20 protein-coding genes are annotated in these 19,218 nt (G+C 66.3%); 12 read left to right on the top strand and 8 right to left on the bottom strand.

The genetic code is table 11. The features are described 5' to 3' along the window. Nucleotide 1: 1 nt before the first annotated feature. The 5 genes from ABN034_RS34650 to ABN034_RS29060 all read right to left on the bottom strand — a co-directional run bounded on the left by ABN034_RS34650 (nt 2) and on the right by ABN034_RS29060 (nt 4,894). On the bottom strand, nt 2–283 hold the full coding sequence (locus ABN034_RS34650) for a PadR family transcriptional regulator (RefSeq protein ID WP_502879115.1): 282 nt from the start codon (nt 281–283) through the stop codon (nt 2–4). Between the two features lie 30 nt (nt 284–313). Then, nucleotides 314–2,104, bottom strand: a complete 1,791-nt coding sequence (locus tag ABN034_RS29075) for an ABC transporter ATP-binding protein (RefSeq protein ID WP_349694176.1) — start codon at nt 2,102–2,104, stop codon at nt 314–316. After that, on the bottom strand, nt 2,101–3,930 hold the full coding sequence (locus tag ABN034_RS29070) for an ATP-binding cassette domain-containing protein (protein WP_349694175.1): 1,830 nt from the start codon (nt 3,928–3,930) through the stop codon (nt 2,101–2,103). The genes ABN034_RS29075 and ABN034_RS29070 overlap by 4 nt, the downstream gene beginning before the upstream one ends. A gap of 381 nt (nt 3,931–4,311) precedes the next feature. Beyond that, a complete protein-coding gene (locus ABN034_RS29065) occupies nt 4,312–4,470 on the bottom strand; it encodes a hypothetical protein (protein ID WP_349694174.1) in 159 nt (52 codons plus the stop codon). A gap of 43 nt (nt 4,471–4,513) precedes the next feature. After that, a complete protein-coding gene (locus ABN034_RS29060; RefSeq protein WP_349694173.1) occupies nt 4,514–4,894 on the bottom strand; it encodes a DoxX family protein in 381 nt (126 codons plus the stop codon). 194 nt (nt 4,895–5,088) lie between these two features. Here ABN034_RS29060 and sigJ point away from each other — a divergent pair, with 194 nt between their 5' ends. Further along, the gene (gene sigJ, locus ABN034_RS29055) at nt 5,089–6,024 is read left to right on the top strand and encodes an RNA polymerase sigma factor SigJ (RefSeq protein WP_349694172.1); all 936 of its coding nucleotides are present in this window, start codon (nt 5,089–5,091) and stop codon (nt 6,022–6,024) included. Between the two features lie 11 nt (nt 6,025–6,035). Here sigJ and ABN034_RS34645 read toward each other — a convergent pair whose 3' ends face one another. Both ABN034_RS34645 and ABN034_RS29050 read right to left on the bottom strand, forming a co-directional pair. Continuing rightward, nucleotides 6,036–6,299: a hypothetical protein gene (locus ABN034_RS34645; protein WP_502879110.1), complete on the bottom strand. Its 264-nt coding sequence runs from the start codon at nt 6,297–6,299 to the stop codon at nt 6,036–6,038. Between the two features lie 4 nt (nt 6,300–6,303). Continuing rightward, the gene (locus tag ABN034_RS29050) at nt 6,304–6,579 is read right to left on the bottom strand and encodes a hypothetical protein (RefSeq protein ID WP_349694171.1); all 276 of its coding nucleotides are present in this window, start codon (nt 6,577–6,579) and stop codon (nt 6,304–6,306) included. Between the two features lie 274 nt (nt 6,580–6,853). Here ABN034_RS29050 and ABN034_RS29045 point away from each other — a divergent pair, with 274 nt between their 5' ends. From ABN034_RS29045 to ABN034_RS29015, 7 genes are all read left to right on the top strand, one after another. Beyond that, on the top strand, nt 6,854–7,822 hold the full coding sequence (locus ABN034_RS29045; RefSeq protein WP_349694170.1) for a hypothetical protein: 969 nt from the start codon (nt 6,854–6,856) through the stop codon (nt 7,820–7,822). Nucleotides 7,823–7,905: 83 nt separating this feature from the next. After that, entirely contained in the window at nt 7,906–8,343 is a 438-nt protein-coding gene (locus ABN034_RS34640) for a pyrophosphohydrolase domain-containing protein (protein WP_502879114.1), read from the top strand. A gap of 145 nt (nt 8,344–8,488) precedes the next feature. Continuing rightward, nucleotides 8,489–9,058, top strand: coding sequence for a GNAT family N-acetyltransferase (locus ABN034_RS29035; protein WP_349694168.1), 570 nt, complete (start codon nt 8,489–8,491; stop codon nt 9,056–9,058). Between the two features lie 185 nt (nt 9,059–9,243). After that, complete coding sequence (locus ABN034_RS29030; RefSeq protein WP_349694167.1) at nt 9,244–10,086, top strand: DUF6597 domain-containing transcriptional factor; 843 nt, start codon at nt 9,244–9,246, stop codon at nt 10,084–10,086. 74 nt (nt 10,087–10,160) lie between these two features. Next, nucleotides 10,161–10,772, top strand: a complete 612-nt coding sequence (locus ABN034_RS29025) for a dihydrofolate reductase family protein (protein ID WP_349694166.1) — start codon at nt 10,161–10,163, stop codon at nt 10,770–10,772. Between the two features lie 916 nt (nt 10,773–11,688). Then, nucleotides 11,689–12,447, top strand: coding sequence for a DinB family protein (locus ABN034_RS29020; protein WP_349694165.1), 759 nt, complete (start codon nt 11,689–11,691; stop codon nt 12,445–12,447). Nucleotides 12,448–12,500: 53 nt separating this feature from the next. Then, on the top strand, nt 12,501–12,971 hold the full coding sequence (locus ABN034_RS29015; RefSeq protein ID WP_349694164.1) for a DinB family protein: 471 nt from the start codon (nt 12,501–12,503) through the stop codon (nt 12,969–12,971). 155 nt (nt 12,972–13,126) lie between these two features. Here ABN034_RS29015 and ABN034_RS29010 read toward each other — a convergent pair whose 3' ends face one another. Then, nucleotides 13,127–13,663, bottom strand: coding sequence for a hypothetical protein (locus ABN034_RS29010; RefSeq protein WP_349694163.1), 537 nt, complete (start codon nt 13,661–13,663; stop codon nt 13,127–13,129). 127 nt (nt 13,664–13,790) lie between these two features. Here ABN034_RS29010 and ABN034_RS29005 point away from each other — a divergent pair, with 127 nt between their 5' ends. The 4 genes from ABN034_RS29005 to ABN034_RS28990 all read left to right on the top strand — a co-directional run bounded on the left by ABN034_RS29005 (nt 13,791) and on the right by ABN034_RS28990 (nt 19,217). Continuing rightward, nucleotides 13,791–15,347: an amidase family protein gene (locus ABN034_RS29005; RefSeq protein WP_349694162.1), complete on the top strand. Its 1,557-nt coding sequence runs from the start codon at nt 13,791–13,793 to the stop codon at nt 15,345–15,347. A gap of 162 nt (nt 15,348–15,509) precedes the next feature. Then, nucleotides 15,510–16,355 (top strand): GntR family transcriptional regulator, encoded by an 846-nt coding sequence (locus ABN034_RS29000; RefSeq protein ID WP_349694161.1) that lies wholly within the window; start codon nt 15,510–15,512, stop codon nt 16,353–16,355. A gap of 103 nt (nt 16,356–16,458) precedes the next feature. Continuing rightward, nucleotides 16,459–17,490 (top strand): ABC transporter ATP-binding protein, encoded by a 1,032-nt coding sequence (locus ABN034_RS28995; protein WP_349694160.1) that lies wholly within the window; start codon nt 16,459–16,461, stop codon nt 17,488–17,490. 125 nt (nt 17,491–17,615) lie between these two features. Then, nucleotides 17,616–19,217, top strand: coding sequence for an ABC transporter substrate-binding protein (locus ABN034_RS28990; protein ID WP_349694159.1), 1,602 nt, complete (start codon nt 17,616–17,618; stop codon nt 19,215–19,217). Nucleotide 19,218 lies beyond the last annotated feature (1 nt).

Below are 19,218 nucleotides of genomic sequence, written 5' to 3'. Positions count from 1 at the left end.
GCTACCTCTCCTCATTCGGCGGAGCCGGTTCCGCTGGAACCGGTTGACACAGGACCGGGCTCACGGCGTCGGTGAGGGCCTGCCACATCGCCGCCGACTCCGCGAGTGCGCGATAGCCTGCGGCTGTAGGTCGGTAGTACTTGCGTGCCGGGCCGGACCTCGACGCGGCCAACCTCGCGGTGACCTTGCCTTCGCGTTCGAGTCGGGCCATCGCCGGATAGACGGTTCCATCGGCGATACCGGTGAGCCCGAGATACCTGGCGAGCGGTAGTTGCGGGCAGATTTCTGTACGGCGCTAGGGTTCCGAACGGCGTCAGTGCCGGTATGCGCGTGCCTGCAGATCGAAAAGCCTGGCGTAGTGGCCGCCGGCGTGCATCAGTTCGTCGTGGGAGCCGACCTCAGTGATCCGGCCGTTCTCGACGACGACGATCAGGTCGGCCATTCGCACGGTGGAGAACCGGTGCGAGACGAGCACGGTGACCGCTCCGGTCGTAGCAGCGAGATCGCGCGCGGTGGCGGCGTACTGCTCGTAGAGGGACTGCTCGGCCGCGGGATCGAGTGCGGCCGTGGGCTCGTCGAGCAACATCAGCAACGGCCGATCGCGCATGAACGCCCGAGCGAGGGCAAGTCGCTGCCACTGGCCACCGGAGAGGCCGACCCCACCCTCGAAGGTCGCGCCGAGTTGCGTATCCAGGCCGGCTGGCAGGCTCGCAACCACCGGCTGTGCCTGACCGTCGACGGCCGCCGACGCGACTCGTGCGCGATCCGTGCGGTGCGCGAGGTTACCGACGCCGATACTGTCGACCGCCAGAAACTCAAAGGTCGCGTAGTCCTGGAATCCGGCCGAGATTCGGGCCCGCCACCTGGTCGGGTCGAACTCGGTGAGCGGAACCCCGTCTACGAGGACATTGCCCTCAGTGGGGTCGTAGAGTCGGGCGAGCAGTTTCACCAAGGTCGACTTCCCGGCACCGTTGGCGCCCACGAAGGCGACCGTTGCTCCGGCCGGTAGATGGAGATCAATGCTGTGCAACGCTGGTCGGCGAGACGTGTCGGAAAGACCCACAGGGTAGGTGAACGAGACATCGCGCAGGTGGATGCCGTCGCGGAGAACCGCTGGCGGCGTCCGGGTGCCATCCCGCCAGCGGCGCTGTGCGGAGTACTCGCGCAGCCAGTGGTATCGGCTGAAGACCTGCATCTGGTCGACGACCATCCGAGCGTTGGCAGTGACTGCTTTGCCCGCAGAGATGACCTGCGCCCCGATGAGTAAGAGCAATGACACATCACCGACGCTCGATGAACCGCTTTGCAGCCCGTCAACTACCCACCACACCGCCAACGCGTACGCCGCGCCGAAGACTACCCAGCACGCGGCAGCGTAGCCGGCGAAGTGTCTGGTGACGGCGATCTGCGGACGACTGCGCTGTCTCATCGCGGCTCTACAGACTGCGAGCAGTGGACCGCCGAGGCCGAAACACCGTACTTCCAAGCCCTGGCGCGGATCGGTGAGCACGTCGACGGACTGCTGCGTCAGGCGGCGGTAGCGCTCGTTGTCGAGGAGAACCTCGTTGTGCTTGTTCGCGCCGCGCACCTCGACCGCTGCGGGAAGCAACGCGACCAGAAGCAGCACGCACAGTTCCGGCCGCACCGAGGCGAGCAGACCAACGACGGTGACGGTGCTCGCGACCGAGCCAAGCGTCTCCAGCAGGCGCGGACCGCCTACGAGGGCATTGACGTCAGCCTCGATCATGGCGATGCGGTCCGCCAGCGCCGGATCCTCGTGATGCGCGATCGACGGGATCTCCGCGGTGAGTCGTAGCAGGTCGTCGTGCACATGTCGCGACACCAGGTCTTCTACCGTGTCGCCCAACGGCCAGGTCACTTCGTCTGCCACGGCACCCAGGAGCAGCGCAGCCGCGGCGAGCGCGATGCCGGGCAAGATCGAATGCCGTGTCGAGTACGCCAGGATCGCGTGGCTGATGCCGAGCAGGCTCACCGCCGGCAGGGTGGAGCTCAGAACTACGCACGTGCACATCCCAGCGGTCATCCACGGTGCTGCGCGCCAGGCGGTCGACAGCCACAGCCCGACGATGCGCAGGGCGTTCACAAGCCCTCCTCGACCTCGACGTACCGACTCGCCTGCATCATGAACATGTCGTGGTAGCGCCCACGTGCGCTCATCAGCTCCTCGTGCGACCCCTTCTCGACGATCCGCCCGCCCTCGAGGACACAGATCGTGGGCACGGGCCGCACCACGGAGAAGCGGTGCGAGATGACCAGCGACGTCACCTCCCGAGCAAGCTCGAGATATCCGTTGACCAGCCGCGCCTCCGATTCGACGTCGAGTGCGGCAGCGGGCTCGTCAAGCACGAGTACGCCGGCGCGGGCATCGACCGCACGTAGGGCCCGTGCCAGCGCCACCCGCTGCAACTCGCCGCCGGACAGGTCCGCGCCGCCCGGGATCGTCTTGTCCAGCGGAGTCGCCCAACGCCGCGGTAGCCCGTCGACCAGGTCGACGATCCCGGCACGCGCCGCCACCGCCTTCATCGCGTCACTGGGCGGCTGCTGCTCGCCGTCGATCCGGCCGGACCAGAGGCGGCCCGCACCGAGCTCGATGTTGTCGCCGACCGACAGCGGCAGTCGCACGAAGTCCTGGGTGATCGGCGCAATCCGCAGCTGCCACGACCGCAGCTCCTCCTCGTCGAACTCGGCAAGGTCGACGCCATCGACAAGGATGCGCCCGGACGTCGGCTGATGGGTGCCGGCAAGCAACTTCACGAGCGTCGACTTGCCAGTGCCGTTGACACCCACCAGGGCTACCGCAGCACCCGCGTCCAACGTCATCGACAAACCGCGCAAGGTATCGCTGCTCGCCCGTGGGTAGCGGAAATCCACCTCGTCGAAGACGACCATGGGTGCGGCGCCGTGTCCTGGCTTCCGCCCATCCTCGAGCACGGTCGCCGACGGCTCCGGCTCGGGAGTCCCGCCGGAGTTCAGCTGCTCCATCCACCGGTACACCGTCGCCCCACGCTGGACCTCGGCGTAGCCAGACAGGTTGGTCGATGCGATCGAGAAGACGAGGGGCAACGTCGTCGCCAAGCCACTCAGCGTGAGCCGCCCGTGCTCGGCCTGCCATCCGGCGTATCCGAGCGTCCCTACGACGATCGCAATGTGGGCCAGCCCGAACAGCGACGCCTCCACTGCCTGCTGTCGGCGGATGAGCCAGTAGGGCCGAAGCGCCTCGGTCGTGTGCGTCCAGAAGCGGTCACGCAGGAAGCCGGCGAGGCCGAAGACGCGTACCTCCTTGGCTGTCTTTCCCATTCCTTGGGTGAAGGCGTAGCGGGCATGTTTCTGTCCCTCGGTCTGGGCGGTCCACACGTCCATCTGCCTGCTGATGTTGCGTGCGCCATAGAGCGAGCGGGCAATGGTGGCAGCAGCCAGGACAAGTGCTCCCCACCAGGAGAAGACGATGCCCAGCGCAACTGACCTTCCCACCAGGCTCAGCGTCAAGGCGGCCAGCGGCCCGCACGCCAGTTGGACCCCCGAGGTGATCCACCACCGGTTGACACTGATCTGCTGGAGCCGTCCAACGATCCGTGGATTGTCCAGGCTCGCCAGGTCGGGGCGGGCCGCCCCGACCGCCCCGACCCGCAGGAGCACGTCTTCCTCCGCATTCGCCTGCAGCCGCTCCAGCGGGATGGCTGCGAGCGCCTCGACGACATTGCCGAGGGGTAACGCGGCCAGCAACAGCCCCAGTAGGAGGACGAACGCGATGTCCACACCGTCGGCGACCACGCTCGGCAGCCGGCCCACCACCGCCCCCACAAGCAGGGGCGTCGCCACCTGCAGACCCGCGCTCAGCACGCGCAGTGCAACGCTGCTGACCGCGGCCGCCGGACACAACAGATAGGCGTACCGCCACAACACGAACACGTCGCCGCACCTCCGACGCCTGTTGACCGTCACCGCAACCGGCGTCGCGACCCGCAACCAGCGTGGTGCCGGCGCTCGTAGCCGGGCAGGCGCCGTCTACCGGTGCCACCCGTGCTGGGGCCTCGCGAGGGTGAAGGTCTCAGGGCAAGCCGCTTGGGTTCGATCGGTCAGGAAGTTCTCACGCTATGCCCGGCCACCGACAACGGTTCAGCGATGACGTTGGTTGTGCTGGACGGCGTGATCTCATGCCTGCACGGGTGCGCCCCCTTCGGGGGGCGTCGAGCCCGTCAGCGGTGTGGTGTCGAGCCCGTCAGCGGTGTGATGTCGAGATGTCTGACCTCGTAGACCCGCTCCGTGAACTTCCAGCCCGTCGGGGTGCGCTCACTCGAACTCCTCGTTGATGTGGGGCATCCGCCACGCGCCGTCCGGTGTGAACGGTGACGCGAAACGGTCCCAGTCGCGCATCATCGACGCGTCGGCGAACTCGCCGCGCAGCGCCTCGATCTCGAAGCGATCAGCGATGGTCTGAACGCTGCTCATCAGTTCCGTCCTCGTCACATCGAACGGCTCACGGCTGCATGGCTCAGCCGGTGAAGGACTGGGGGCCGAAGCGGCCCCACGCCACGAGGACCGCCAGGGCGAACAGGGCAAGGGTCATCACGATTCCCTGGACCTCGCGACGGCGTGCGTGCGCGATGAACGCGCCGACCATCAGCAACGCCAGACCGACGGCGGCAAGCGGTACCAGAACCGGCGCGATGCTGAGCGCGGCGGGCACTGTCAAACCCACCGCACCCAGGACCTCGAGGGCGCCGATGGCCTTGATGGTGCCGGCGCTGAAATGCTCGAGGACTCCCATGCCGGAGGCGACAAGCTTCTCCTTGGGCTGGGCCAGCTTCACGGCGCCGCTGGCCAGGAAGGTCACGGCCAGCAGTGCCGCAATTATCCACAAAGCGATGTTCATGAGGGCTCTCCTTGCAGGGGTATCGACGACGCCCGCCCTGATGTGCTGAGGTTTCCTGTCCGCGGGACATGTTGGTCTCGGCAGTACGACGACACAACCCCCCGGAATGTGAGGCGACGCGCCAACCTCACAGTTCGATGCGGTGTCTCGTCGAACTGGTAGGGGCGGGAGCGACCAAGGGAGTGAGCGACACCGTGACCACCTCATCGGGGCCAGAAGACCGCTGGCTCGATCCGAGCCTGAGCGCCGTCATGAGTGAGCGGCGTCAGCTGATCAACCTCGCGTACCGGCTCCTCGGCTCCCTGTCCGATGCTGAGGATGTCGTGCAGGAGACGTACGTCCGCTGGTACGCCATGTCCGCGCAGCAGCGGGACGCCATCGAATCGCCCGCAGCCTGGCTGACGAAGGTCGCCAGTCGCATCTGCCTCGACCTGCTCGGCTCGGCACGGGCGCGGCGAGAGAGGTACGTGGGCGAATGGATCCCGGAGCCGCTGCCCGATCGTACGGAGTGGATCAGCGGGCGGTCGGGCGATCCCACGGAGGATCCGGCCGACCGGATAACCCTTGACGAGTCGGTCAGCATGGCCTTCCTCGTCGTGCTCGAATCGATGACCCCGGCCGAGCGCGTGGCGTTCATGCTTCACGACGTCTTTCGCTACCCCTTCGCCGAGGTCGCCGAGATCGTCGGCCGTACGCCGGCGGCATGTCGCCAGCTGGCCTCGTCGGCCCGCCGTCGCATTCGCGCGGCACAGGCTCCCGCAACCCCGACAGCCCAGCGCGCCGCCATCGTCCGGGACTTCAAACAGGCATGGGAAGCCAGGGACATCGAGGCCCTCATCGGCCTTCTCGACACCGACGCCACGGCGATCGGCGACGGCGGCGGTCTCGTCAGCGCCGAACTCCGTCCGATCGAGGGCGGCGAACAGGTCGCGCGCTACTTCGCCGAGCTCGCTGGTTGGAGACCCGACATCACGCTCCTGGAACGCACCGTCAACGGCCAACCAGGCCTGGTTGTTCTGCAAGGCGGCGCCACTGTGACGGTGATGGCGTTCGACGTCGTCGGCGGCAGGATCAAGCACATCTGGGCGGTACGCAACCCCGAGAAGCTCCGGCCCTGGACGACGGACTGACGTCCGTCTCCCTACCATCGCCTCGCGGCCGCGCCGCCTAGCGACCGCCGTAGAGGATCGCGATGCCGCGGCGAGCGCGTCCCACCAGAACATGATGTCGAGGTCGATCGGCGGCGGCATGTCTGGCTGCGCGTCACGATCGCGTGCACGAGCGTCGCCTCGGCGGTGCGCGCGGAGGCGCCGAGCCGGTCGATGTAGGCCTGGGTGATCATCACGTGGTTCGTCGCGTCCAGCGGGACGATCCGCACCCGACCGGAGGGCATCGTCTCAAACACCGAGTCAGCCGCGTTCGGGTCGATCCACAGGTTGACCTCCTGAGTGTTGTCGAAGCCCCCGGTGGTCGAGCCGGCTGAGCGGGCCGGTGGCCAGCACCGTCACAGGCCCGCGCGAACTCAGAACGGACTTGGCGATCAGCTGTGGCGCGGTCAGCGCCAGCGTCGAGGGGTCATCGAAGTCCAGGTCGCTGTCGTAGACGACCGGAACGCGATCGTGGCCCGTCGAGTCGACGTGCGGGTCCACGTCCGCCCTGCTCGCGTCGTCGTCACCCCGACACATGCAAGGCTCATCACTGCGGCGGCCGCCATAGCGACGGCACCCTTCAGGTACCACTTCGACGTCTTCGCCATCTCCGTCCTCCCCAGAAAAGTGACACGACGTGCCGCTCGCGTCGCACCGGGAACACAGGGGACGGCAGCTTCATATCGGGTTGATGGACGAGCGCCGGTCGACGCGTTCGAGGCGTTGCCGGTGTACGGACTGAGATCGTTCGGTCGGCCCGCGAGGGTCCACGGGCGAGGAAGCTTGCCAACCACTGTGCTCTACTTCGGGGATGGTTGAGTACCTTCCGGGTCCCACGCGGGCGGCGAGTTGGCGGCGTGCCGCTGTGCGGCCCGTTCTCGACGCGTATGCCGGCTCCGCAGGTGTCGACGCCGTGATGCTGAGCGGATCAACCGCCCGCGGTGACGCCGACCGCTGGTCCGACACGGAGGTCGGTGTGTTCTGGTGCCGGCCGCCGACGGCAAGAGAACGCGCAGCCGTCGCGCGGGCGGCGCGCGCGGCCGACATGCGGATGGTGACCGCCGAGGACGCGAACCCACCCTGGTATGACCACATCTACCTCGGTGCCGGGCGGCCGGACGGGCTGATGGTCGAAGTCGTCCACACGCTGACGGCAGTGGTCCAGGACACCCTCGACACCGTGCTGGGCAGTGACGTTCCGGACCCTACGAGCTTCGCTCGCGAGGCCCACCCCCGCCACTGCGAACCCGACCCGCCGGGGCTCGACGTCATCAAAGGGATTGTCGACGGCCGCGAGGTCAGCGGGGCACGGACGGACATCGTTTCCCGGTGGAAGGCACGCGCTGCCTCCTATCCGCGCGGCCTCGCGATCGCAGTCGTCGAACGTGATGGTGCGATCGAACAGTTCTGGCGGTGGCGCATGCTCGTCGAACGCGACAATCCGCTCTTGCTCGCGCGCGAGTTCAGCCGGATCGCGAGCCAGCTGCTGGGCGTCCTGCATGCGCTGAACGGTCGCTACTGCGGACACCCGTCGGCGTTCAAACGCCTCGACTCGCTGGAGCACGACCTGACGCTTGCACCGCGCGGGCTCGCAGCTCGACTGCGTGCGTCATTCACACTGCCCGCACCCGAGGGCGCGGCGGTGCTGCGCGGTCTGGTCGAGGAGACATACGACCTTGTCGAGGTCCACCTGCCCGAAGTGGACGTCGGGCGGCTGCGCTCGCTGTTCCGGTCCGACCGCAGGCCGCTCGAAACCCTGCCCAGGACCCGTGAGCCGTGAATATCGTGGCGCTCGCGCCCGGAACGGACTCTGCGACACTTGATGCGAGAGGAACTGGTGAAGTGGAAAGGTCGCCGATCGCGATGCTGCGAGAATTCCACAACGCGTTTGATCTTCATTGCGCTGAAGTACCCGCATTGCCACACCCAGACGTCGCTGATCTACGCCAGCATCTCTTGGAGGAAGAGGTCGCAGAACTCGCTGCGGCCGTTCAGGCGGGAGGGCTCGCTGACATTGCTCATGAGCTGGCTGACGTCATCTACGTAGCGCTTGGCACGGCAGTGACCTACGGTATCGACGTGGATCCGATCCTTGCCGAGATTCACGCGGCGAACATGACGAAGCTAGGACCCGACGGTCGGCCGGTTCGTCGGGCTGACGGAAAGGTCCTGAAAGGCGACAACTACCGCGCTCCAGACGTCCGTACTGCACTGCGCAGGCAGGGTTGGCGTGATGAGGCTTCTAGGGGTCTGGACGCTCGCCCCGCCCCGGCCGAGGACGGCCCACAAGGTTGCCCGTAGAACGAGGGCGGGCATGCAGGACCCACTTACTGACAGATCCCACCCGGCGCGCCCCACGGACCGGACGGACCCCGACGTCACGGCCTAGCAAAGGCGAGTTCGGTCTGCGCGCTCGCGGCAAGTCGGCCTGCTAATGTCCGGCCGCATGGACTCGATCTGGGTTGGGGAACGGGTGCGCCTGCGAGGCGTCGAGCCAGAGGAATGGCATCTCGCGGTGGAGTTCGACCAGGACAGCACGGTCACGCGCAACGCGGACAGGCTGCACCCGCCTCGCTCCAAGGCGGGATACCGCCAGTGGGCCGAGGCCAATGCGGGCACACCAGACGACGACACGTTCAGCGTCGGGATCGAATCGCTCGCCGAACGTCGACTCGTCGGCGGGATGAGCACGAACGGCGTCGACAAGAACGCCGGAGTCTTCTCCTACGGCATCACAATCGGCGCGGACTTCCAGCGATGCGGCTATGCAAGTGAGGCGATCATCTTGCTGCTGCGCTACATGTTCGCAGAGCGCCGACTCCAAAAGTGCGACGTCGGCATCTACGCCTACAACACGGCTTCCCTCAAGCTTCATGAAAGGCTCGGCTTTGTCGAGGAGGGACGCCGCCGCCGGCACCAGTTCTTCGCTGGGGAGTATCACGACCTGGTACTGATGGGCATGACCATCGAGGAGTACGCCACGGATTACTCGCTCGGCTCCGTCGCGTCCTGCTGATCGCTCCGGAGCGTTCCTGAGCGTGACACGCGGTTGAGGAACCCTTGTCAATCGTGACATGCACGGGGCGCCAGGCCGCCCGTTACGTGCGTAGCGGAGCCGAAGACGGTCGACCGAGGAGGATGGGACCGGAGGCCGGCTCGACCTCCCTCGCCCACTGGTCCCTCGTCGGCCACACTGAGTCCATGGAATACGTCGGCCGGGTGCCCGCCCCGCCGCTCGACCGGTTCATCGACGACGTCTACTGCCTCACCGGGGTGCCGCGCCACCGCCGAATGAACGTTCCGCCGATGCCTTCGGCACACCTGTTCATCAACCTGGGAGGACCCGCCCGCGTGCGGGATTCCGACCCTTCGGTGCCGCCGGCAGTGTTCACCGGTGGCTGGTTCATGGGTGTGTGGACGAGGCGTTTCCTCCTCGAGTACGAAACGCCGGTGCGGCTCGTCGGAGTGCACTTCAAGCCGTGGGGGATTTCGCCGTTCGTCGACATGCCGGCGAGCGAGCTGCGGGACCGATGGGTGCCAGTCGACGCGGTTTGGGGCCGGACCCTGGACCGGATGCGCGATCGGATCGCCGGTGCCGGGTCGACCGGTGAGGTCCTGCAGGCTCTCGAGGGTGAGTTGCGATCTCGGCTTGTATCTGCACCGTCGCGCGGCTTGAAGTTGGTCAGCCATACGGCCGGGCGTCTGGAGGCCTCGTGGGGCGTGGTCTCGGTCGGGGCGCTTACCGCAGCCGCCGGGGTGAGCGGCAACCACCTGGCCACGCTGTTCAAGTCCCACGTCGGAGTCACCCCGAAGCGGGTGGCGCGGATCTACCGCTTCGCGCGGCTGATCCTGTCCGTCGATGCCCTGCGTCCGGTCGACTGGTCGGAGCTCGCTCAAACGGCTGGCTATTTCGACCGGGCTCACTTCAGCAGGGAGTTCAAGGACTTCACCGGCCACACCCCGACGGAATACCTGGCGCTGCGGCGCCGGTTCCCTGCCGAGCCTGGCTTTCCGCCAGACCACGGCCCGATGCCCGCTGATTGATTTTTTACATGCCCGGTCGCCCTTGAGGACGACATCATCGGCGGTGGATGCGCGAGGAGACTGGAGGAGGCCCGGTGGGCACGGTAATCATGCACAGCGTGGTGTCGGTCGATGGTTTCATCGCCGACGAGAACGACGACGTCGGGCCACTCCACGAGTGGTACTTCAACGGGGACGCTCCGATCACCGAAAGCGGCGACCAGCAGTACGACCATTCCGGAGCTGGAGCCGGCTTCAAGGCCTCACGTGCATCGGCGGAGTACGTCCGGCCGATGTGGAAGGCGATCGGCGCGATCGTGATGGGCCGTCACCTGTTCGACCTGGTGAACGGTTGGGAGGGCCACCCGCCCGCAGGCGACCACGTGGTCGTGGTGTCCCACCGGCCCAAGCCCGAAGGCTGGCACCCCGAGGCGTCCTACCATTTCGTCGATGACGTGACAACTGCGATCGACAAGGCCCAGGAGCTTGCCGGGGAGCGGACCGTCAGTGTGAACGCTGGCGAGGTGGGCAGCCAGATCCTCACGGCGGGCCTCGTGGACGAGGTGGCGATGGACGTGGTCCCGGTGATATTCGGGTCGGGCAAGCGCTACTTCGGCAGTATGGAGGGGCAGCATCTACTGGAGGATCCCCACGTGGTCATCCAGGGCGACCGGGTACTACACCTGAGGTTCAAGGTACGCCGCTAGCCCCGGTGGTGTGCAAGGTTTCGCTACCCAGTCGATGTTGGATCCGCGCTGACCGAGCTAAGCCCAGGGCCCGAAACCTTTTCCATGATGGAGAGGGCGGCGGTCACGACGCCGTGCACCGTCGAGACATCGGTCATCCGAGCTACCACCATTCGTCGCTCTGTCGGCAGGTGACTTAGCGAGCTGCCGCCGCGAGTGGTAGACGGTCATCCACAGCGTCGCGCCGTGCGGGACTACCTCACGCGCCTGCGGGACACGCTTGCCGACAAGCGTCCGTGGCCGGATCCCGCCTACCGGGTGCTCGACCCCACCTCGTGGAAGGATCACCGTTCGGGTCGTCCGATAGCGCGGATCGCGTCGTTGAAGATTGACGATCCTGCTGGTCGGTTCGGCCAGGCCGTAGGTGGGACCAGCGACTGGGCTGGGAGGGCCATCAATGCCGGCTCGGGGAACGCCCACGCGGTGGCGGTCAGATGGGGAACCCTGCGTCGGCGAAGAATGGATCCCCACGCATGGGTGATCACGCAGTGGCGCCGGCTAGTCGCCGACTGTGACAGGCAACCATGCTTTGCGACACGCCGTCGCGCCTGGACAAACCGCGGTGGGCGAGAGGACGCTCTGCGGATGGCTGACATCGCTGGCGGGAAGCTGACCGGATCCCGGTTCAAAGACGTGGACCTGGCTGACACCGAGGCCCGCTCCATTGACGTCCCCAACGGGCGCTCGGCTGGGTTGATGTCGTCGGGGGCAGGTTCCGTGGCGTGGCCCTGGTCGACGTGAATGTCAGCGGCGAGATCAGCGACCGAATGGTCCTGGGGTCCCGACAGCTGTGCTGCTCGTTGAGGACAATTCCATCTTCCGCCGCCTCGGCGGCTGACTTTCGCCTACGGAAGCAGGCGCTTGAGAAGGAGAAGTCATGACAAAGTTCACCCAGTCCGACGACCTGCAGGGAGCAGAGTTCGTCCGGGCAGGCCTGCATGGCGCCCGGTTCCTCGCGTCCGACCTGTCCAGTGTCGTGATGCGGGGCGTCGACGTGTCGGGGGCGGAGATCGACGCACCGTGGCTCTGCGAGGGCGGGAACTCCTTGCTCGTCAACGACGTCGACGTGGTCCCGTTCGTCGACGCCGAGCTCAACCGTCGCTTTCCCGGCCGCTCCGACCGGCGCGCCAAAGATCCGGACGGCCTGCGCTCCGCCTGGGCCGCGCTCGAGCGCACCTGGGCGGCCACGCTCGAGCGCGCAGCGGCGATGCCGGCTGGCACGGTCGACGTGTCGGTGGCCGGCGAGTGGTCGTTCGCGCAGACGCTGCGGCACCTGGTTCTGGCGACGGACATGTGGCTGGGTAGGGCGGTCCTGGAGATCGAACAGCCGTTCCACCCCATCGGGCTCCTGAACGCCGGCTCCGCAAATGGCGGCTTCGACATGTCGATCTTCACGACGGTCACACCGTCGTACGCCGAGATTCTCGAGGTCCGGTCGGGTCGCTTCGCGATGGTGCGCGAATTCCTCGCCACCGTCACCGCCGACGAGCTGGCCGCGACCCGCAAGAACCCGCACGCTTCCGACTACGAGGAGACCACCCTTTCCTGCCTACACACGATCTTCGAGGAGGAGTGGGAGCACCACCGCTATGCCGTACGCGACCTCGACGCGATCGAGGCGAAGTCCGACGCATGAGCCGATGATTCGGTAAGTCTCCAGATCCGCCACAGTGACGAAGGGGATAGACGATGAACAGCCTGTTTGAAGAGGAAATTCGCGGACACCACAGTATGCGGGACCACCTGCTGACCGTGGTGTCTGATGCCGATCTCGCCTATAAGCTGCCAGGCCAGAACCCGACGCTGGGCGAATTGCTGGTAGAGATGGGGGACCTCCAGGGCGTGTATACCCATTCTTTCGAGACGTTCACCCTCGATTGGGCGCACCGCCAGCTGCCGCCCCCGTCGCCCATCACGATTGCCAGCCTGCGCGCCTGGTTCGAAGCGCAGGACGACGCCATGAAGACCGCACTGAGCCGCTTCACCGAGGAGGAGTTGCGCGTCGACCGGATCGACCGCGGGGGCGGCTTCGTTGCGTCGCCGTTTGTCCAGCATCAGGTCTACCGTGAGGCGGTGTACATCTTCTACGGCAAGCTGAGCGTCTACCTGAGGGCGCTGGAACGCGACGCCGGCGAGGTGTGGGCAGGCTGGGTGGGGTAACCGCAGCAGCCCATCGAATGACGCTCGTACACGGTCGACAACATCCGCCGAGTGCAACCATGCACCAGTGCCGAGGTCGCGGCGGGCGATGACGGTTCGAGGCCGGATCAACTCGGCACGCGGATGATCTGGGTGAGTACCCGCGGGCATCCGGGTCAGACGGTCTTCGACCATGGCAAAACCGCCTTGTTGAGTTCCGCGGCCACCTCCACCAACTCACCTCCGGGCTTGTCGTCAGCGACCCTGGCGCGGTAACGCCACAGCTGCTCGGTGTCGTTCGATGTCCACCCGCCCTCGACATGCAGCCCGTCCAGGTCGAACAAGGCCGTCATGTGTAACCGCCGAGCGACCCACACGCTCGCGCCGGTCCGTTGCCACGTCGCCGGGTTGGAGCTCGGCGCGGACGGCCACGCCCGACCATAGCCACCCAGCCTACGTCCAGTGTCCACGTGCCCAGCGCGCGAACAGGCACAGCAGCAGGGTGGCGGAGTGGCGTGCGCCGCGACATCCTCGCGGGAGACCAGCGAGGTGAAGTCGTCGGTGAAGGCGGCAAGGAAGTCGGCGTACTTGAGAACGTCGAGCAACTCCAGGGTGCCCCACCGGCGAACGTCCTCGTCCTTGACGGCCTGGAGGTGCTCGGGTCGGCCCTGGCGGCCAGCCTCGGTGCGGCGGATCAGCCTGTACAAACGCATGAATCCGCAGGTCAGGCCCGGTTTGACAGCTCACGTCGTCGGCGTAACCAAACCAACACTGAGGCGACACGGCGCGGCAACCTCGCGGTCTCACCTTTCTAGCCAACGGGCTGTGAGAGGAGCAGGCATGTTCGCGGTACCGGATCTGGATGAGGTCGTGGCGGCAGCGAAGACGCTGGGAATCCACCTTGGACCCGACGAGGCAGTTCTCTATCGGAAATACCTTCTGGAACACCTGAAGTCGCTGGACGAATTCGTGCAGTCGCGCATGGAAGAAACACCTCCACCGGTCACTTATGCGGCGCGTGGACCGGGGCATCGTCCGTCGACCGAGGACGACCCACTCAGCGCGTGGATGTGGAGGTGCGAGATATCCGGCGCCGAGGAGGGGCCGCTCGCCGGCAAGACGGTGAGCTACAAGGACCATATCGCCGTTGCCGGAATTCCGATGACCTTCGGGGCCGCGGCGATGGAGGGATTCATTCCCGACGTCGACGCGACGGTAGTGACCCGCGTGCTCGAGGCCGGCGGCACGATCGTCGGCAAGAACACGATGAACGGACTCACCGGCGGCTTCGGTTTCGGCGGCGCCATCGGCGACTACGAGCGGCCGAAGAATCCGCACAATCCCGAGCACGTGCCGGGTGGCTCTTCCTCAGGCTCGGCGGCAGCGGTCGCGGCGGGAGAGGTGGACATCTCCTTCGGCGGCGACCAGGGCGGGTCCATCCGGATCCCGGCCGCCTGGTCGGGCAACGTCGGGCTCAAGCCGACGTTCGGCCTGGTCTCCCACTTCGGCATCGGATTCGGCTCTGACCAGAGCATCGACTACACCGGTCCGATGACTCGGACCGTCGAGGACGCGGCCGCGTCGTTGGAGGTGGTCGCGGGATACGACGGGTTGGATCCGCGCCAGAGTCGCGAGGTCCCCGAACGCATGGACGTCATGAGCAGCCTGGCTGAGGGCGTCGACGGCATCCGGATCGGGATCGTCGAGGAGGGATTCGACTCCGCGGAGGACGACGTCACCGAACTCGTCATGGCGGCGGCCGACAGCCTCGCCGATGCCGGCGCGAAGGTGTCGACGGTCTCGGTGCCCGCCCACCTGCAGGTCAGCAAGGCGGCCATGGCACTCGGCCCCGAAGGCTCCCGGGCTGCCTTCGACACCGGCTTCCTCGGCGTCTATGCCAGGACCTACTACCCCGCGTCGATCATCGCGGCGGTCCACAGGATGCGGACGATGCACGCCGACCTGCTCAACCCCCGCACCAAGCTCAACTACCTGGTGGCGGAGTTCAGCCGACGCAACTTCCATGGCCAGGTCTACGCCAAGGCTCAGAACGTTCGGTCGTCGTTCATCAAGGCCTACGACACCGCGCTGGCCGACGTGGACGTCCTGCTCATGCCAACCTGCATCCTGAAGGCTCCAAAGTATGACCCGCCGACTGGTGAGCTGGAGATTCTCGAGGACGGCCTGAACATGGCGGCCTTCAAGGCGGCACGCAACACCCAGCCGTTCAACTACACGGGCCATCCGGCGCTCGCGGTGCCGTGCGGCAAGTCGGCCGGCCTACCGGTGAGCATGCAGCTGATCGGCCGGATGTTCGAGGATCCACTGTTGCTGAGGGTGGCGTACGCCTTCCAGCAGTCGGTGGCATACGACGACATCATCGCCGTGACTGCCTGAGCGCGCGACGTAGAGCGGAGCCACACCGATGTCATCGGCGGGTGCGAGATGATCAACCAACCGTACGTCCACGCGGCGGGCACAGGATCAAGATCAACGCAGGTCTCTCATGCCTTACCTCGGCGTTTCAACCAGGAAATGCCGGTCGGGGAGACTCGGACGGTGTCCACGAGGAAGGACGCTCTCAGTCGAAACCTGTGGCAGAACAGGCATCGGCAGAGTGTGGTGCGCCGGGTCCGTGATGTGTTGCGGGCCGAGATCCTCGCGGCGCCGAGCGGTGGGGTCCTTCCGAGCGAGGGCGAACTCGTCGTCGGGCACGGCGTGAGTCGGGGCGTCATCCGCGAGGCGCTCGACCTCCTTCGTTCGGAAGGGTTGATCGAGCGCCTGCAGGGCGCCGGCACGTTCGTGGTGGCTCCGCAACGCTCCAACCTTGGTATTGACGTGGCACAAGGCCTCTCTGACGGGCTCGAGTCCGGCCGATCTCGAGTCTCCTGGGACGTCCTCGACCTCGACCGGATACCAGCGCCGTCGCTGGTCGCCGAGCAGTTGCAGCTCGGGAAACTCGGCACCGAGGTCGTCTTTCTCGAACACCTCACCTATCTCGACGGACGTCCACTGGCCGTTCGGTCCCTGTGGTTCCCGATCGACATCGCAGAACCCCTTTTGCGACCGGGTGCCACGCTCACCGTATCGGTCTACGACCTGCTGGAAACGGTGCTGGGCTGTGACGTGGAGCTGTCCGAACTCAAGCTGCAGGCGATCACGGCCGATCCGGCGACGGCGCCGGTCCTCGGCGTTCCGATCGGAGCACCGCTGCTGCTGATGGAGCGTCTGGTGCGCGGAACGAACGGCAGGCCCATCCAATACGGCTTCGGCCGGGTGAGGGGTGACCGGTTCGTCGTCGCCAACCGCATGGTCCGCCGACGGTCTCCCGATGCGCAGTCGGGCAACCGAGCGGTGCCAGGCGACGACGCGGTGCCAGCCGACGAAGCCGGTCGGAGCGCCTGACGCACCAACCTTCACAGGAACATGACGGACCGGCGGATTGCCGGCCCGAGTGTCGACCCTACCCACAAGAAGTCCACAGCCATCGCGAGAAAGGTACGAGCACGTGAGCGTAACTCTCTTGAACAAGGAGTCCGGCGCCGACCACGCGATGTCGGACGTCGCGCTCGAGGTCCGCGATTTGTCGACGGAGTTCCGTACCAACGGCGGATCTCTGCGGGCGGTGAACGACGTCTCGTTTCGTCTGGAGAAGGGCAAGGTTCTCGGGGTCATCGGCGAGTCCGGGAGCGGCAAGAGCGCGATGCTGCGCTCCATTCTCGGCATCCAACCGGACAGCGCTCTGATCACCGGCGAGGTTCTCCTGCACGGTCGGGAGTTGCTGGGCCTGGGCAAGAGCGAGCGGGCCGCCACCCGTGGCCGCGACGTGTCGATGGTGTTCCAGGATCCCCTGACCGCTCTCGATCCCGTCTACACGGTCGAGAAGCAGTTGGTGGAGACGCTGCGTCGGCACCTCAAGCTGAGCAAGGCCCAAGCACGTCAACGGGCGCTCGAACTGTTGGAGCTGGTGCAGATCCCCTCTCCGGCAGAAAGGCTCAAGACCTATCCGTTCGAGCTGAGCGGTGGGATGCGCCAGCGGGTGGTCATCGCCATGGCACTCGCCTGTGAACCCAAGGTCCTGCTGGCCGATGAGCCGACGACCGCGCTGGACGTCACTGTGCAGGCGCGGATTCTGCAGCTTCTGCGTGATCTTCAACGGAGCAGGCAGATGGGCGTCGTCATCGTGACGCACGACCTCGCCGTGGCCGCCGAGGTCGCCGACGACCTCGCCGTGATGTACGCCGGCCGGATCGTCGAGATGGGGCCGGTCGACCAGGTGCTCCTCGAGCCCGCCCATCCCTACACCCGTGGCCTGGTGGAGGCCAACGTGCAGCCCAGCCAGGTCGTGCGGCCGCGTGCGATACCCGGCGCGCCTCCGAGCCTTTCGAGGCTGCCGAACGGGTGCTCCTTCGCCCCTCGGTGTGACGTCGCCACGGTCGCGTGCTGGGAGCAGCGACCGGAGCCGATCCCGCTCGCTAACGAACGCTGGAGCCGCTGCCTGCTGACCACCGAGCACTCGACCGTCCGCAGGGCCAGCTGACAACCGAAAGCAGGAACGACATGGTGGAAGATTCCGACACGGGGAGTCGACTGCGGGGGATGGCCCCGCGTCGCCGCTTGACTCGCCGACGTGCGACAGTCCGAGGCCCTCGACGATCTGCGGCCATGGTCGCCGGAGCGGCCCTGATCGTCATGTCCCTTCTCGCCGCCTGTGGCGGCGGAGGCGACAAGACGAGCGAGGCCAAGGCCAACGGCACGGGCGGCACCCTGCGCATCGCGATGTCCGCCGGCAACATCCCGTTCCCGGCAACGCCGCCGAACGAGGGCTACGAGGGTTACCGATTCGTTGGCAACAACGTCTATGACGGACTGACCCACCTCAATGTCGAGCAAGCGGAGAAGATCCCGACTCCGCACCCCGGCCTGGCGACGTCATGGGAGATCTCCGATGACAAGACCCGGTGGACGTTCAAGCTCCGCAAGGGCGTGAAGTTCCACGACGGCTCGCCGTTCAATGCCGACGCGGTGATCTTCCAGATCAACCGGATGAAGGATCCGGAGTTCGAGTACTACTCCGAGGCCGACGCGCCACGTGCCGGGAACTTCTTCCGGTTCTTCAAGAGCTGGAAGAAGATCGACGACACGACGGTCGAGATCACGACCACCCAGCCCTACGCCTGGCTGTTGTGGGACCTCGCGCACACCTACATCCCGAGCCCGACGGCGGTGAAGAAGTACGGCAATGAGGACTACAACGCGCACGCCAGCGGCACGGGCCCGTTCAAGATCGCGAAGTACGTCGACGGCGAGGTCATGGAACTCGTCGCCAACAAGGACTACTGGCGTGGTAGGCCGAAGCTGGACAAGATCGTGCTGCTTCCACAGCCGGAGCCGGCGGCCCGGATGGCGGCGGTGCAGGCCGGGGAGGTCGACTGGTCGGAGGTTCCTTCGCCCGACGCGTTGGAGCAGCTGAAGGCCGAGGGTTTCCAGGTCCTTCTCGGCAAGTATCCCCACGGCATCATGCCGCGGTTCAACATGTTCCGTCCGCCGTTCAAGGACAACCTCAAGCTGCGCCAGGCGCTCAACTACGCCCTTGACCGCAAGGGCACGGCGGCTCTGATCAACGACGTCGGATATCCGGCAAGTCAGTACGTCTACGACGGTCATCCCGACTTCACCAGGGACCGGCCGGGCTACAGCTACGACCCGGCGAAGGCGAAGAAGCTGCTGGCGGAGGCGGGATACAAGCCGGGCGAGCTCAAGCTCAAGTTCGGCTACACCACCGGAGGTTCCGGCAACATGTTCCCGGAGCCGATGATGCAGAAGCTCCAGTCCGACTTCAAGGCGATCGGTGTCGACGTCGAACTCGCGCCGATGGAGTGGAACACGCTGCTGACTGTCGGCATCGAAGGTCTGAACACCAAACAGTGGTCCGATCTGGACATCCTCTGGTCGTCGCCAGCGGCCGGAATGACGCCGACGGGCTATGCCTTCTCCTTCCTCTGCGAACGCCCGGGCGGCCTGCCCAACGCGGCCGGAACCTGTGATCCGGACATCGACAAGAACTACCTCGCGGCGGCGGCCACCTTCGACGAGGACGAGCAACACCGCTACCTGCAGAAGATGATGGACGTCACGCTGGACGACGCGTTCTTCCTCTTCTGGATGCACGACCTCAACCTGCGCGTCATGTCGCCGAATGTGCACGGCTACGTGCACCCGCAGTCCTGGTGGGTGGACTTCACCCGGATCTGGGTGGAGGAGTAGC

It is taken from the genome of Actinopolymorpha sp. B11F2 (assembly GCF_040195635.1).
Classification (GTDB): Bacteria; Actinomycetota; Actinomycetes; order Propionibacteriales; family Actinopolymorphaceae; genus Thermasporomyces.
The sequence above is the reverse complement of the archived record's forward strand: the minus strand, read 5'-3'. Positions and strand labels throughout refer to the sequence as shown.